The organism is Agrobacterium albertimagni AOL15, from assembly GCF_000300855.1.
Taxonomy (GTDB): domain Bacteria; phylum Pseudomonadota; class Alphaproteobacteria; order Rhizobiales; family Rhizobiaceae; genus Allorhizobium; species Allorhizobium albertimagni.
On record NZ_ALJF01000012.1, the window covers coordinates 10,959 to 25,259 of the forward strand.

Here is a 14,301-nt window from a genome sequence, read left to right on the forward strand (position 1 = left end):
CATGCGCGTTTTCACCGAAGTACGGATTGCACCTCGATCTGGTAGCCTTCCGGGTCTTCCAGCACGAAGGCTCGAATTCCCAAGGAGACGCTGTCCTTTGGTTCTGTTAGCCCGATGGCATTCTGGCTCGAGAGATAGCGGTGCCAGGCATCCACATCCGGCACGCGGATGCAAAGCTGCACGGGCTTGATCGGATTGGCGCGATGCATGCCGCGGGTCTCGTCGACAAGACCGACATAGGCGTGTTCAGCAATCTTCAGGATCTTCGACCAGCCCTGATCGATCTCGAGCGGGAAGCCCATAACCTGTGTAAAGAAGTCGAACGCTCTGGGCAGGTCGACGTAGTAGAAGAAGGTGATGGCCTTCTCGACGATACCGTCATCGGGCCGGGTGGGTGCCTCAGTCATGTTGTGAGATCCTTTGGAAACCATGTGCTTTCGCCGCGGCGCAGATAGCGTCCGCTGCCGGGCGTGTTGAGGACCGATTGTCCGTCATAGGCGAGCCTGCCCGCATGATAGGTTGCGGCCACCCGTGCGGCGAAGACCCGTCCGTCATAAGGGCTCCAGTTGAGGCCATCCCGAGCGCGGCTTGCGTCCCAGACATCGTCCCCCTCGGCAAGGATGGTGATGTCGGCATCGGCACCGGGAACGAGAGCCCCCTTGCGCGGATAAAGGCCGAAGAAGCGGGCAGGGCGTTCTGCGAGATACTCGGCGCAGTAATGTGCAGCATCGACACCGCGCTGTTTTGCAACCGTGTAGAAGGCAGGCAGCAGCGTCTCCATTCCGGGCACGCCCGCACCAGCATCGAAGATGCTGTCGGTGAACTTGTTGTCGATCGGCCAGCTGGAATGATCGGAGCTGACAAAGGCAATCCGGCCCTCGATTAGTTCCTGCCAGAGCCGATCAATCTGGCCGGGGCGAATGGGTGGGTTGACCTTCATCCGCGCGCCGAGCTCTTCACCTTCGCGTTCGGGATCGAACCAGAGATAGTGGACGCAGAGTTCGCCGGTCGCCCTGAAGCCCTCTCGCGCATAATTGTCGACCAGCTTGAAGCCGCGCGGCGTACTGATATGGACGATATGCGCATGTCCTCCGGCACTGGCGGCGAGCTCTAGGAAATGCACGGTCGATGCCAGTTCCGCGACTTCAGGCCGGCTCGGCGAATGCGCGGTGATACCGTTTCGACCCTCGGCTCTTGCGCGCGAAACCCGTGAACGCACGATTTCCTGGTCTTCGTTGTGCAATCCAAGCGGCAGGTCGGTTGCCGAAAGCGCTTCCAGCAGATCAAGGGCAAGCGCCGCATCGATCCTCGGAAAACGAGTGGGGCTGCTCTCAAAGGCGGAGATCTTGAAGGCGACGACGCCACCATCGGCGAGTGATTGCACTTCGTTCAGGGATTGCCCGGGCATGACCGTGCCGTAGAGCGCGACATCGCAATGGGCAAAGCGTTCGACGGCTTCGATCTTGGCGTCCAGATGCTCCCTGGCGCTCAGCGGGGTCGGGTTGTCGTAGGGCATATCGACGATGGTCGTGACCCCGCCGGCAATGGCAGATCGGGTCGTCGGCTCGATCCCCGGGAGGCCGAGATAGCTGCCCGCATGGGTTTGGCCGTCGATGATCCCCGGCAAAACAAAGGCATCTCCAGCATCGTGGACAGTCTCTGCGGCAGGTGCGTCGCCTTCTCCGATTGCGTGGATGATCGCGCCTGAGACTGCGACCCAGCCATTGGCAATGGTCATCTGAGGCGTGACGATCCGCCCACGAATGACGAGATCAATGCTCAAAGCGCCCTCCTGCGATAGCCGAGTTCAGTTTGCATGCAGGCAAGGGCGACGCCGGCCTGAACCGGGTCGATAACGGGCAAGCCCAGTTCCGCCTGCAAAGCCTCCCGGTAGGTCCCGAGGCCGGCACAGCCGAGGATGACTGCTTCGGCACCATCCTCATCGCGAAGCACGGAGGCGATGCGCGTAACGGGAATGACCGCATTCTGGGCGATGAGTTCAGCAACGGTCATGTCGATCGACCGATCGCCTGCAAGCCTGCCATTGAGTTGAAGGTCCTCAAGGTAGCGCAGATGGCGGTCAATAGAGGACGGCCCCATCGACACGATCCCGAAACGCTGTCCAAGTCCGAGTGCTGTCAGATAGGCCGCTTCGGCGATGCCGACGACCGGGACATTCGTGGCGGCGCGTACGGCCGAAATGCCGGGATCCGAAAAGCAAGCGATCACGACGGCGTCTGCTTTTGCTCCCTGCACAGCCTCAATTAGCAGCGGCACGACTTCGGCCACATGGGCATCCGTTTCAATACCAAAAGGCGCGCCCTCAAGCTCAGTGCAGCGGATCTCGTGGCCATTGCCTTCGAACGGTTTCAGGCACGCTTCCATCGACCGTGTGACGGCCTTCGAGCTGTTCGGATTGATCACCAGGATCTGCGCCACTGTTCCTCCACGACGGCTCTCCCAAGCCGTCAAACTGTAATATGTATCGTGATATACTACGAAATATCTCATGTCAAAGGCTGGCCGTCTTGCGAAGTCAGAAAAAGTGGAGGAAGACAGAAAGGGGCGTAAAGCCTTATTATCCACGAGCGGGTCCACAGATCCCATCGAGCTTGGAGAGAAGCCGCCTTGCAGAGCCTCAGCGTCGACAGTGATACCTCGCCGGCCCGGCAGAAGAAAATTTCCCTGACGGAGACCGCTTATGTTTCTCTGCGTGCGCGGGTGCTTTCCGGCTCTTTGAGGCCCGGAGCCGAGTTTTCTGAGCTCGAGCTGGCAGACCAGCTTGCCATGAGCAAGACGCCGGTGCGGGAAGCGCTCGGTCGATTGGTGGCGGAAGGACTGATCGAAGCCTTTCCAAGGCGCGGCTACCGGGTTACGCCCGTGACTGTAAAGGACATAAACGATCTCTTTGCCATCCGCGCGATGACAGAGGGCACCGCTGCCGCCATGGCCGCCCTCAATCTCTCAGCTGCAGACCTCGATCGGCTCGAAACTCTGGCGGATGCGCGTTACGATCCGCAACAGGGCGAGAGCGTGCAGTCCTTCGTCAAAGCCAACCGCGATTTCCACCTGGCGATCGCCGAGGGGGCGAGCAATCCCCGGCTCTTGGCGCTGGTTGCCGCGCATCTCGACGAATGCACGCGGCTTTTCTATCTCGGCGCCGTCAGCCGCGACGTTAATCCGGAAACCAGCGCCGATCATCGACGCATTGTCGACGTGCTGCGCCTGCGCGACCCGGACCTTGCCCGTGCTGCCATGGTTGAGCATAGCGACCACACGCAGAAGGGTATTCTGAAGGCGCTGATTTCGAGCGACACCACGGCGCTCACCCTTTGAGGTGGCCTTCCTTGGTTGAGCGCAGTCCTGATGTCGGCTGTTATTGTAAAGCACTGTAATCAGGTTGACCCGAGCGACGTGTCGGTTACTGCCTCATTCCGTGCGCAGACCCACAAGTCACCGCGCTACCCTGTCCCGCAACGAATAATCCTCAGCATCAAATCCAGACAAGCTTCTTGAGGCAATCGTCGTGGAGTTGCTTCGTGTCTCCGTCCACCGACAACGCGCCGAACATTATCATTCGGCGAGAAGTCGGTCTAACGTCGGGGAAACCGCAGCCTGAGCGGATATGGCTCCCTCTTCTTAGCAGCCTGAGCTTCGTCCTTCCCGATATACCCCGCAGTTCGTTAGGCTGCGCTGTCAGCATCCAGGATGCTCTCGCCTGTCCTGCCTTCGGACGCCGAGGGGCGCAACTGGGAGCTACGGGATCGCCGCATTCACACGGTCGCATCAGTCACATGCAGCAATCGTTCAGGCGGTAGAAGATCGGCTCTCAAAAAAGCAGTCTCGGAAGGGCGGCAATGGCATTCATGCTCGTCGTTGCTGCAAGGCCTCGTTAAGGCGGCCATCGTCTCAATGGAGCAGCCGCTCGCGTTTGCGCCTCGGTCCTTCGCCACCCAGTTGCCATCCAATCTCGAGAAGTTGCTATCGATGTCAATTGTTTGACAGATTGAGTACGCCACTCTTCAGAAGTGTCCTGTCTTTTGCCGCTTTTGGAGTGCCGTCGTACGAAACCGGTCCGAGGGCCGGCCATAGAAAAGTTCTGGATAGTATAGTTGACATCGATATCAACTAATGGGTATCAATTGGGTGAGGAAGAGGAGATAGTGCAGTGGGGGAATTCGTTCGCCTGGATGGCGTGACCAAGCGCTTTGGCAATGTTTATACGGCTGTCAGCGCCGTCGATCTTTCCGTCGAGAAAGGGGAGTTCGTCGCACTTCTCGGGCCTTCTGGGTGTGGGAAAACCACGCTTCTGCGGATGGTCGCAGGGTTGGAGACCATATCGGCAGGCGGCCTCTATATTGACGGAGAGCCGATGCAGGAGAAGCATCCGCGCGACCGTGATATCGCGATGGTGTTTCAGAACTACGCTCTTTATCCGCATATGACGGTTCGGCAGAACCTGGAATACCCCTTGAAGCTGCGCGGTGTGAGCCGCGAGGCCAGGGCGGCTCGGGCGGCCGAGATTGCAGCCCTTCTCGAACTCGACGCACTTCTCGATCGAAAGCCAGCGGCTCTATCCGGCGGGCAGCGTCAGCGTGTTGCGATGGGCCGGGCGCTCATGCGCAACCCCAAGATATTTCTGATGGACGAGCCGCTTTCCAATCTCGATGCGCGGCTGCGCATGCATATGCGCGTCGAGATTGCCGGGCTGCAAAGACGGCTCGGGATTACCACGCTTTATGTGACGCACGACCAGATCGAAGCAATGACGATGGCCGATCGTGTGGTCATTATGAATGGCGGGCGTGTTCAGCAGGTCGGGCGACCGCAAGACGTCTATGATCGCCCGGCCAACCTCTTCGTCGCAACCTTTATCGGTGCGCCTCCCATGAACATGTTCAAGGCGGAAGACCTGCCAATCGAGCGGAGCGGCGCTGGGGTCGGGATTGCCAATGTCGGGATCCGTCCGGAAGACATCGTCCTGGGTTCTGGTGACGAAGGTTCCGGTGTCCGTCTGTCCTGCGCGGTCTCGCTGGTCGAGACGCTCGGCGCGGATTCCATTCTGCACCTGACAATGACACGAGAGAGCGGACGGGCGGGGCAGCCGGTTGTCCTGCGCCAGAACGGCAATGCCCGCGATCTTCAGGGACAGACGCTCGATCTGTGGCTGCCATTGTCGCGCTTGCATTGTTTTGACGAATCGGGGGCGCGCGTCGAGCCTTCGCCAGCCTGGGTCGGGGCCTGATATCGGCGTTTCGCAATTTTCTGGGAGGAAATCATGCGTGTTTCAAAGCTTGCCCTGCTGGTCGGGGCTCTGGCGGCGTCTTGGGCTTCGGGGGCTATGGCCGAAGAGCAGAAAACTCTGACGTTCTGGACGTGGGCGCCGCCTGCTCCGGTGATCGACAAGGCGATCGCCGCTTTCGAGAAGGCCAATCCGAACATCGACGTCAAGGTGACTTTCCTTGAATCGTCGGCCTATCAGCAGCGCCTGCCTCTCGCGCTCTCCTCAGGTGATCCCGTGGATGTGGCGGCCGTGCAGACGAGCAGACGAGCAGCATGGTCACGCTGGTCAAGGACTACCTGGAGCCATTGTCGGCACTTTATAGTCAATATGGCACCGCACCGATCGAGGCGCAGCTGGCGTCCAAGGCGCTTGAACAAGCCAAGCTTCTGGCGGGTGACGACACGCTTTACATCGCACCCATGGGCACACTGGGCTCGGTCGTAGCCTACTACAACCTCGATCTTATGGCGGAACTCGGGCTTGAGGTTCCGAAGGACCGCGGCGAACTGGCTGCCTTCGTGAAGACGGTTCAGGAAAAGCGGCCCGATCTCGTACCGGTCGCGTTTACGGGCGCGAACTGGTTCCTGGACGAGATCTTCGACACCATCGTCGAACAAGGCTCTCCGGGTTGGTTCAACAAGCTGCGATACAATCAGGGCGGTCGATTCGACATGCCTGAAGCCACGGCGGGCTTCGATGCCACAGTTGCTCTCTTCAGGGACGGCATCTTTGGCAAGGATACGCTCGACCTCGATTATGGACGCTCTGTCGAACTCTTCCAGCAGGGCAAGGCGGTGATGTTTCTGCAAGGGACCTGGGAAATGGGCACCCTTTCGGTTCCCTTCCGCAAGGCGAATGGCGTGAAGCTCGAGAATGTCACCGTCTCGCCTTTACCGGTGATGATTGAGGGCGGCACGCCGGCGATCCGCAGCTTCATCGAAGTCGGTCTCGCGGTGCCGAAGAATTCGAAAAACAAGGCGGAAGCGGCAAAGTTCCTCGAGTTCATGACGACGGGCGAGGGCGTTGCACAATGGGACGACACGCTGTTCGTGGTGCCCTCGAAGCAGGGATACAGCCTGCCTTCAGCCTATTTCTCCAGCGAACGGACGGCGAAGGATTACGGCGTCGTTGCCGACCTCCTGCGCAGTGCCTCAAGCGATCGCAACAATGTCTCGGATTTCTCCAATGTTGTCGGGGACGCGCTGATTCAATCGATCACCAGCGACGCGCCCGTCGATCAGCAGCTCCAGTATCTTCAAGGCGAATGGGATAGCGGGCGGTACTCGAACGCCCTGTAAATCGCGCTGCCCCGCAGCACCTGTCGTATGCGGGGCACGCTTTTTCTGAAGGAAACGCCATGTCGAATCAGAAGCCGATCATCCATCGTCTCGGACTGCGGGAAGCAATCCTCTTCTTTGGTCCGCTCGCACTCATGTTTGCGGTCTACTATCTCTTTTCGACGGGCTTCCTGCTCTATACGAGCCTGCAACGCATCTCGATGTCACTCGTCAACGGCAAATGGGTTGGCCTGCAGAACTTTCAGCTTCTGCTCACCGATCCACGTTTCCTCAAGGCCTTTGTCAACAATCTCGTTTTTGCGGGCGTGAGCATCGGGGCAGCCCTGACCATCGGATTCTTCATCGCTGTCACCCTGTCGGCGACATGGCGTGCGAGGACGCTGCTCTACACGATCTTCCTGCTTCCGGCGCTGATGCCGTTGTCGTTGGTCGCATCGGTGTTCCGCACCATGCTGGAAGCACGCTTCGGCACGGTGAACGTCCTCCTGTCCGACATCGGCCTCGGGTGGATGGCACAGAACTGGCTGATCGATCCGACGCTCGCTTACGGCGTCGTGATCATTCTGTTTGTCTACATCATCGGCCTGCCGGTGCTCTACTACACGGCCAATCTCAGCACCATCAACACCTCCCTGATCGAGTCGGCCGTCATCGACGGGGCGGGAACCTGGCGCCTCTTCGTCGAAATCCTGTTTCCGATCATGAAGGGCACGCATAGGACGATCGTCATTTCGACGCTGCTGACCAGCTTTCGCGCCTTCGACATTGTCTTCTTCTCCACCGGAGGCGGACCTGCCGGTGCGACGGAAATCACCGGCACCTACGTCTACACCTTCTCAACAACCGGCGCGAATGTCGGATATGGGTCGGCAGCGGCTGTCGCCACGCTGCTGGTCACTCTCGTCCTCTCCGCCCTTCACATGCGGTTTTCCGGCAAGGATCGGCATCAATGAGCGCACCACCCGACATGCTCTATCGTCGCCGCCACGAGAAGTTCGTGATGACGGCATTTCTCATCCTCCTGGCAGGGCTCTGGTCGCTGCCGCTGATTGCGGCCGTGTCGCGAGGATTTGCCTTCAACGGCGTGCAGAACTTCATCGACGTGCTGACGCAGGAGATCGGGGGCGTGTCGCTGCTGCGCACCTATTTCAACTCCTTCGCCATCGCGTTGATGCATGCATCCGTCGTCGTCATGATTTCTGCGCTCGCCGGCTACGGCTTCACCTTCTTCGAGTTTCGGGGACGGGAAGTCCTCTATTCCCTGGTGCTGATCTTCATGGCGGTGCCGCTCACCTCCATCCTCATTCCGCTGTTTTTCATCACACGCGAAGTGAACCTGCGGGACACACTCGTTGGTGTGGCACTTCCCGAGGCTGCCATGACGTTGCCCTTCGGCGTGTTGCTGGTTCGAAACTATGCAGAAAGCCTGCCAAAGACGTTCATCGAAGCGGCACTCATGGACGGCGCATCGCATTTCCGGGTCTTCGTGGACATTTTCGTCCCCTTGAGCAAACCCGCACTGGTCAATCTAGGTGCCCTTTCGATCATGTGGTCGCTGCAGGATTTCCTCCTTCCCTCGCTGTTTCTGTCGGATGTCAGCCAGACCACGGCAGCACAGGCCGTATTGCGTTTCAAGGAAGTGCTGGGCGCAACGCCCCCCGGCATCGGGCGCTACAATGCCAGCCTCGTGCTTCTGGCGGTGCCAGCCCTTCTGGTGGTTTTGTTCGGCTTGCGCTTCATCACGCAGGGCCTGACGGCCGGTGGCGTGAAGGAATGAAACGATGAACGAGGACTGCACGCAGGCGGAGGCCGCAGGTAGGCCAACGGCCAAGGATTGCCGTGACACGCAGGAATGCCACAGGCTGTGGTACACGGCGCCCGGCCGGAATTTCAATGAAGCCCTGCCCCTTGGGAACGGCAGTCTCGGCGCGATGATCCGGGGCGGAACGGCGGAAGACCTGGTTTGTCTCAATGACGACCGGTTCTGGGCCGGACGGGACGCGCCCGCACCTGTCGCCACGGGGCCACTCGTGCTCGAAGAAGTGCGCCGGCGCCTGTTTGCGGGCGACGTCGCGGGAGCCGAGGCTCTTGTCGAACAGAAACTCCTGACAGACTTCAATCAGCCCTATCTCACGGCGGCTGATCTTGTGATCCAATGGGATCACGATGCGGTGGAGCGCTACACGCGACAGCTCGATCTCAACACCGCTGTCGCGGAGGTCAACTATGTCGCATCACGGGTCGGGGGCGTCAGAAGACGGGCCTTTTCTTCGTTTCCCGATCAGGTTTTCGTGCTCGACGCCGGTTTTGCCGATCCATCACAAGCCAGAACGGTTCTTTCGCTGAGCTCCAAGACCCGCCATGTATCACGGATGTCGGCACGGGACCTCATCGTGGTGGCAGATGCGCCGTCGATGGTCGACTGGCGGGGTATCGACGACCGGATCCGCGATGGCGAGAATATCTTCTACGAGGTAGATCCCCCGCGCCGCTGTCTGACGGTTGCCTGCGTTCTCGCGGCGTCTGTTTCAGTGCATGGCGAGGGGCTAGTTGTCGGGGGTGACTTCACGGTGCTCGTCGCAACGTCAGTCGGCAGCGATGTCGGACTACTGCTGGAGGATTGCCTGGCCAGGCTTGAGGCGGCGGAAAGCAGGGGCTTTTCCGCGTTGCTGGAACGCCATGTTGCAGCACATCGCGCGCTGTACGATCGGGCCGCCCTCACGCTCCGATCCCCAGTCGGACTGTCCGCTCTCCCGACCGACGAACGTTTGCATCGACAGGCGAGCAAGATGCGCGATCCGGCACTGGAAGCTTTGCTGTTCAATTACGGCCGCTATCTGATGATCGCGTCGAGCAGGCCCGGATCGCGGGCGATCAATCTGCAAGGTATCTGGAACGACAAGGTGCAGCCGCCTTGGTGGTCCAATTATACGATCAACATAAACCTGCAGATGAACTATTGGCCTGCGGAGCCCTGCAACCTTGCCGAATGCCACGAGCCGCTCTTCGATTTCGTCAAGAACCTCAGTCTCGCCGGGGCACGGACGGCGTCGGTGCAGTACGGGATGCGCGGCTGGGTCGCCCATCACCAGGTGGACGGACGCTTCCAGACCACGGCGATCGGTGCGCTTAACGGGCGCGCTTATGACTTTCCGATCCGCTATGGTCTGTGGACCATGGGTGGTGCCTGGCTTTGCCAGCATTTCTGGCAGCACTATCTGTTCAACGGCGACACGAAATTCTTGCGGGAAACGGCCTGGCCGATCCTGCGCAATGCTGCCGAGTTCTATCTCGACTGGGTGGTGGAACTGCCGGATGGCAGCCTGACGACAGCGCCATCGACATCCCCCGAAAACAGCTACCTCCTCCCGGATGGTACCCGCCACGCGCTCAGCATTGGCGCGACCATGGATATTGCAATTCTGCGGGAGTTCTTTTCGACGATCGTCGATGCGGCCTCCGTCCTCGGCATTCCGGACGACCCGATCGCCATTTCCGCGTCCGCCGCCCTGCCGCGCCTGCCCGGCTATGGCATCGCGGCCGACGGACAGCTTCTCGAATGGCGGGAAGACCTGCCGCAGGCCGAGCACCCCCATCGCCATGTGTCTCACCTTTACGGCGTCTTTCCAGCAGCGCAGATCTCGCCAACCGAAACGCCAGAGCTTGCGGCCGCTGCCGCGCGCGTGCTCGAAGAACGCGGCGATACCGGAACCGGCTGGTCATTCGCCTGGAAGGCGGCGCTCTGGGCGCGGCTCGGCCGCCCGGAGATGGCCTATCGCAACATCGGTCACCTTCTCAATCCGGTCGATCCGGCGATCGAGCTGCAGGCCGACCTTGGCGGGGGGCTTTATACGAATCTTCTGACGGCTTGCCCGCCCTTCAACATCGACGCCAATTTTGGCTATACCGGCGCCGTCGCCGAAATGTTGGTCCAGAGCCAATCCGGTGAGATCGTCATCCTGCCGGCTTTGCCCAAAGCATGGGCCGATGGCGAGGCGCGGGGACTACGGTGCCGCGGGCAGGTCGAGATTGATATGGTCTGGCGTAGTGGAAGGCTTGCAGAGTTGCGGATTAAAAGCCAAATCATGCAAGCTCGCACGTTCAGATTGGATGGCGAGCCGCTAGCCTTGATGCTCCCCGCCGGCAGGGAGGTCCGTTTGCTCCGGACATTGAATGGCGGGATGGAAAGGGCGGCATGAGGGGAGTCCCTGATTGACATCGAAAGAGGATCTTGAGCCGGTGCCGACCATGGCACGGTCGCGCAAGCCGACAATCCACGATGTCGCACGTGCTGCGGACGTCGCGGTCGGCACCGTGTCGCGTTTCCTCAATGGTCGTCCGATCCGTTCCTCCAGCCAGGAGCGGATCGAGATGGCGATCGCGCAGCTTGGCTTCGTCAAGAATGTCGCGGCTGCGACCATTCGCAAGGACGCAAGCCGGATGATCGGTTTCCTCGTCTCCTCCTATGACGAGCTGCAAATCGCCATTCTGGCAGGGCTGACGGCGCGGATGCAGGCGCGCGGGCGCATCGTGTTGCCACTCACGCATGATGGCAGCCCGGACACCATGTCGAATGCACTTCGGTTTTTCGAGGAGCATCGGATCGAAGCGCTCATCGCATCGGGCGATTTCGAAGCGATGCAGGCTTCTCCGCTCCTGACAGGGCTCGATACGCATATCATCCTTTTCAACAACGACGTGCCGGCGCTGACCTGTGACAGGGTTTTGTTCAACGATGCATCCGGCATTAAAAAGGCCGTCGATCATCTCCTCGGCCTTGGCCATCGGCGCATCGGCTTGATTGCCGGACGGCCGGGACACAGCTCGGCGGAAGGCCGACTTGCGGGATATCTGCGAGCCATGGCCGGCGGACCGGGTGTAGACCAGAGCCTGATCGTTGGACATGACTGGGAGCGCCAGACGGGTTACTTCGCAGGGATCGAATTGTTCGACCGACCCGACCCGCCAACCGCGATCATCTGCGCCTCCTATTTGAGCGCCTTGGGATTGCTCGATCTGGTGCGAGAGCGCGGATTATGCGTCCCCAAAGACCTGTCCATCATCAGTTTCGGCGATTGCGACACCTTTGGACTGATTGGACCCGGTATCGACGCGCTCAGTATGCCAGTGAAAAAGATCGTCGAGAACATCGACTATCTCTATGCGAGCCGCACAAAGGACCGACCTCGGACACCGGCCCTCGTTGAACTGGAACTCATTGTCCGAGGCTCCTCGGGCCAGCCTGCACTACTCTCTTAGTCACTCCGCCTATTCAGCTATCTGGTTTTAGGGCGGCAACTCTCCGATCGGCCAACTTGACCCTAGGTCTCATCGGCGTAATCCTGATGATCCGGTGCGTCCGCCACCTTGCTCGCGCTGCGGAGCCGAATGTCGATGTCAGATCAAGTCATATCCGTGAAGGCCGTGGAGGTTGATGTCTGGAGCTGGTCGCTCGATCAACATTCTGTCGGCGACAATGATGGCGAGCGGCTGATCAGCAAGGATGAAACGGAACGGGCGAAGCGATTTCTCAGACCCGTTGATCGTCACCGTTACATTGCCGGTCGAGCGGGCCTTCGTCGCATCCTTGCTTCCTACCTCAAGCGCGATCCGGTCACCTTGTCATTGATCTACAACGCATGCGGCAAGCCGACTTTGGCGCACGACGAGGCTGCAGGTTTGCATTTCAATCTTTCTCACACTGCCGGCCTGGCGCTGCTGGGCGTATGCGCGCACGCGTCCATCGGTGTCGACATCGAGGAAATTCGGCCTTTGCGCGAGGACGTGGCAAGCCATTTCTTTAGCGCCAAGGAGTGCGCAGATCTTAACGCACTGCCCGAGACCGACCGGCTCAATGGGTTCTATCGCTGCTGGACCCGCAAGGAGGCCTTCGTCAAGGCGCAAGGGGCGGGACTTTCATTGCCGCTTGATAGCTTCGATGTTTCACTGGAGCTGGGCGATGACACGTGTTTGCTGCGTCGGCTGGATCCGCAGATCGGCCCGCTCGATGACTGGACGGTTCGAAATCTCGACGCGGGCGCAGGCTTCTGTGCAGCGCTTGCCGTTCATTCCAAAGGGCGTGGTGTTACGGTGCGCTACCGCAACAGATGCGACTGGTCTTTAAACATGGCATCGATGATGTAGCGGCCATTGAGTGCATCGAGGTGATGGCAGGCAATGATGCCGGCCGCGAAATCAGGGTCGATCCGCCGGATGCATCGTTCGCAATAGGTGTCGAGATTGAGCTCCTCGACCTCCATGATGTTCAGGCCGTAGCCATAGATTCCGTGCTCGTTGCGCTGAGACGGTCGATAGAGCCGCCCGCCTCGTTCAAAGGGACGGCCTCCGTTGCGGGCGTCGATGCTGCCGATGACAACGGGGTTGTTGTGATGGGGTTTCAGCCAGTTGAGATCCGGACCATCGACTTCGAAGAGGTGAAGTTCACTGCAATGATCTTCATAGGCGTGGAACTCCGAGAGATTGGTGAAAAGCCACCATTTGCCGGATACCCGGATCATTGCGGAATCGGCAGGCGATTGACCTTCTAAGGCTGTCGCATGTAGCTCCCAGCGAAGGGGAAACTCGACAGAGCGCCAGACCTCCAGCCGTCGGGCCGTGTTGGTCTCCGGTATCATGAAGATACTGTCTCCATCGCGAAAGACGAATGGATAGGAAAGATGGTAGGGCGCCTGAAGCGCAATTCCGATCCGTTCCAGCCGATCCCCTTTCAGACGTGAGACGGCAATATGGGCCTTGGTATCGCTTGCATTGTAGGCTTCATAGAACACGAAAGTCTCGCCGTTTTCCTCAAATAGAAAGGGATCCGCACGAAACTCCCCGTGATCCGGTTTCAACAATTTGGCGGTCATCGGATCGAAGTCTTCGGGTTCTCCCTCGCCAACGAAAAGCGCCCAGGCCGGCGCCGCAATCTTCAGCTTCAAGGCAAGCGCCTGCTGTCCACGCGCCAAGAGCGTTTTTGCAAGCTCTGCCATGTAAATGGCCAAGGCGCGCGGTGCCGGCGGTCCGGCTGCAGGTCTCCCGGTCACCGACGGCTCTGGTGTGATGGAGCGGGTTCTGGCCACCTTGCGTAACTCCCGCATGGCGAGGCTGACAGCGCGTTCCTTGATGAAGTCGCCGTTGCGGACAGCGCTGAATTTGGTGTTGAACTCCGCGCTCGCGAGCGTCCCCTCCGTGCCATGCTCCCCGCGGCAGACGGTGATGGCAAGCTCGGTTGCCGGTTGACCGGAGATCACCTCGCCATAGCCGAACCAGTCCGCATTCCGATCGGCCGCATCCAGAAAAGAAAAGCGCCAGGCTCCGAAACGCAGCCCCGTGAAGATCTTCGGATCGAGATCAAGCGGAGAGAGCTGCAGAACCAGATCAAGCTCCGCGGTTAACCCACTCACAATGACCTTCTCCAGGGGCTCGACATGAAGGTCGCCGAAGCCAGGGCTGACGGTGCGGTAGACAGGTTGACGCCCCAAAGTCATTCGCTCCAGCGACGCAGCCAGCCGAAAGGCCGAAGAGCTTGCCTCCGTTCGCGCAGGACACAGGATCAAGGTCTTCAGGCAGAAACGGTCGTCAGCGAGGATCCGATCGATCAGCGCCAACTGCCAATTTTCCAGTTGGTCCTTCCGATCCACCAGCACGGCGATCCGAATGGGGGCGAGGGGGCGATCGCCGGGTGTCTTTGCACCATAGGCTGCGCTTGCGTCCATC

General features: G+C 59.8%; 12 protein-coding genes and 1 pseudogene. 9 read left to right on the forward strand and 4 right to left on the reverse strand.

Going from position 1 to position 14,301, the window contains the following annotated elements:
* Positions 1–11 precede the first annotated feature (11 nt).
* Genes QWE_RS15270 through QWE_RS15280 form a run of 3 tightly spaced genes read right to left on the reverse strand, consistent with a single transcriptional unit; the run spans position 12 to position 2,439 of the window.
* Entirely contained in the window at positions 12–407 is a 396-nt protein-coding gene (locus QWE_RS15270; RefSeq protein ID WP_006727053.1) for a VOC family protein, read from the reverse strand.
* On the reverse strand, positions 404–1,783 hold the full coding sequence (locus QWE_RS15275; RefSeq protein ID WP_006727054.1) for a dihydroorotase: 1,380 nt from the start codon (positions 1,781–1,783) through the stop codon (positions 404–406). Before QWE_RS15275 ends, QWE_RS15270 begins: the two co-directional genes overlap by 4 nt.
* A complete protein-coding gene (locus QWE_RS15280; protein WP_006727055.1) occupies positions 1,780–2,439 on the reverse strand; it encodes an aspartate/glutamate racemase family protein in 660 nt (219 codons plus the stop codon). The genes QWE_RS15275 and QWE_RS15280 overlap by 4 nt, the downstream gene beginning before the upstream one ends.
* A gap of 189 nt (positions 2,440–2,628) precedes the next feature.
* On the opposite strand from QWE_RS15280, the gene QWE_RS15285 reads away from it, so the two are divergent.
* The 9 genes and pseudogenes from QWE_RS15285 (at position 2,629) to QWE_RS15325 (ending at position 12,726) form a co-directional block, all read left to right on the forward strand.
* Positions 2,629–3,336: a GntR family transcriptional regulator gene (locus QWE_RS15285; protein WP_006727056.1), complete on the forward strand. Its 708-nt coding sequence runs from the start codon at positions 2,629–2,631 to the stop codon at positions 3,334–3,336.
* 832 nt (positions 3,337–4,168) lie between these two features.
* Positions 4,169–5,245, forward strand: a complete 1,077-nt coding sequence (locus tag QWE_RS15295) for an ABC transporter ATP-binding protein (RefSeq protein ID WP_006727057.1) — start codon at positions 4,169–4,171, stop codon at positions 5,243–5,245.
* 96 nt (positions 5,246–5,341) lie between these two features.
* Positions 5,342–5,527, forward strand: a pseudogene (locus QWE_RS26050) (extracellular solute-binding protein); the annotation flags it as partial.
* A gap of 29 nt (positions 5,528–5,556) precedes the next feature.
* Positions 5,557–6,582 (forward strand): ABC transporter substrate-binding protein, encoded by a 1,026-nt coding sequence (locus QWE_RS15300; protein ID WP_006727058.1) that lies wholly within the window; start codon positions 5,557–5,559, stop codon positions 6,580–6,582.
* Positions 6,583–6,641: 59 nt separating this feature from the next.
* Positions 6,642–7,535 (forward strand): carbohydrate ABC transporter permease, encoded by an 894-nt coding sequence (locus QWE_RS15305; RefSeq protein WP_006727059.1) that lies wholly within the window; start codon positions 6,642–6,644, stop codon positions 7,533–7,535.
* A complete protein-coding gene (locus QWE_RS15310) occupies positions 7,532–8,359 on the forward strand; it encodes a carbohydrate ABC transporter permease (protein WP_006727060.1) in 828 nt (275 codons plus the stop codon). Before QWE_RS15305 ends, QWE_RS15310 begins: the two co-directional genes overlap by 4 nt.
* A gap of 4 nt (positions 8,360–8,363) precedes the next feature.
* Positions 8,364–10,781, forward strand: coding sequence for a glycosyl hydrolase family 95 catalytic domain-containing protein (locus tag QWE_RS15315; RefSeq protein ID WP_006727061.1), 2,418 nt, complete (start codon positions 8,364–8,366; stop codon positions 10,779–10,781).
* Positions 10,782–10,794: 13 nt separating this feature from the next.
* Positions 10,795–11,841, forward strand: coding sequence for a LacI family DNA-binding transcriptional regulator (locus QWE_RS15320; protein WP_006727062.1), 1,047 nt, complete (start codon positions 10,795–10,797; stop codon positions 11,839–11,841).
* 135 nt (positions 11,842–11,976) lie between these two features.
* Positions 11,977–12,726, forward strand: coding sequence for a 4'-phosphopantetheinyl transferase family protein (locus QWE_RS15325; protein ID WP_157790713.1), 750 nt, complete (start codon positions 11,977–11,979; stop codon positions 12,724–12,726).
* Here the strand turns inward: QWE_RS15325 and QWE_RS15330 are convergent.
* On the reverse strand, positions 12,678–14,300 hold the full coding sequence (locus QWE_RS15330) for a glucosamine inositolphosphorylceramide transferase family protein (protein ID WP_006727064.1): 1,623 nt from the start codon (positions 14,298–14,300) through the stop codon (positions 12,678–12,680). The two genes, QWE_RS15325 and QWE_RS15330, sit on opposite strands and share 49 nt — an antisense overlap.
* Between the last annotated feature and the right edge of the window lies 1 nt (position 14,301).

What these genes read in the sequence shown, in the direction of transcription:
- QWE_RS15270 (WP_006727053.1), bottom strand. Translation starts at nt 407, where the DNA reads ATGACTGAGGCACCCACCCGGCCCGATGACGGTATCGTCGAGAAGGCC.
- QWE_RS15300 (WP_006727058.1), top strand. Translation starts at nt 5,557, where the DNA reads ATGGTCACGCTGGTCAAGGACTACCTGGAGCCATTGTCGGCACTTTAT.
- QWE_RS15305 (WP_006727059.1), top strand. Translation starts at nt 6,642, where the DNA reads ATGTCGAATCAGAAGCCGATCATCCATCGTCTCGGACTGCGGGAAGCA.
- QWE_RS15310 (WP_006727060.1), top strand. Translation starts at nt 7,532, where the DNA reads ATGAGCGCACCACCCGACATGCTCTATCGTCGCCGCCACGAGAAGTTC.
- QWE_RS15315 (WP_006727061.1), top strand. Translation starts at nt 8,364, where the DNA reads ATGAACGAGGACTGCACGCAGGCGGAGGCCGCAGGTAGGCCAACGGCC.
- QWE_RS15325 (WP_157790713.1), top strand. Translation starts at nt 11,977, where the DNA reads ATGTCAGATCAAGTCATATCCGTGAAGGCCGTGGAGGTTGATGTCTGG.
- QWE_RS15330 (WP_006727064.1), bottom strand. Translation starts at nt 14,300, where the DNA reads ATGGACGCAAGCGCAGCCTATGGTGCAAAGACACCCGGCGATCGCCCC.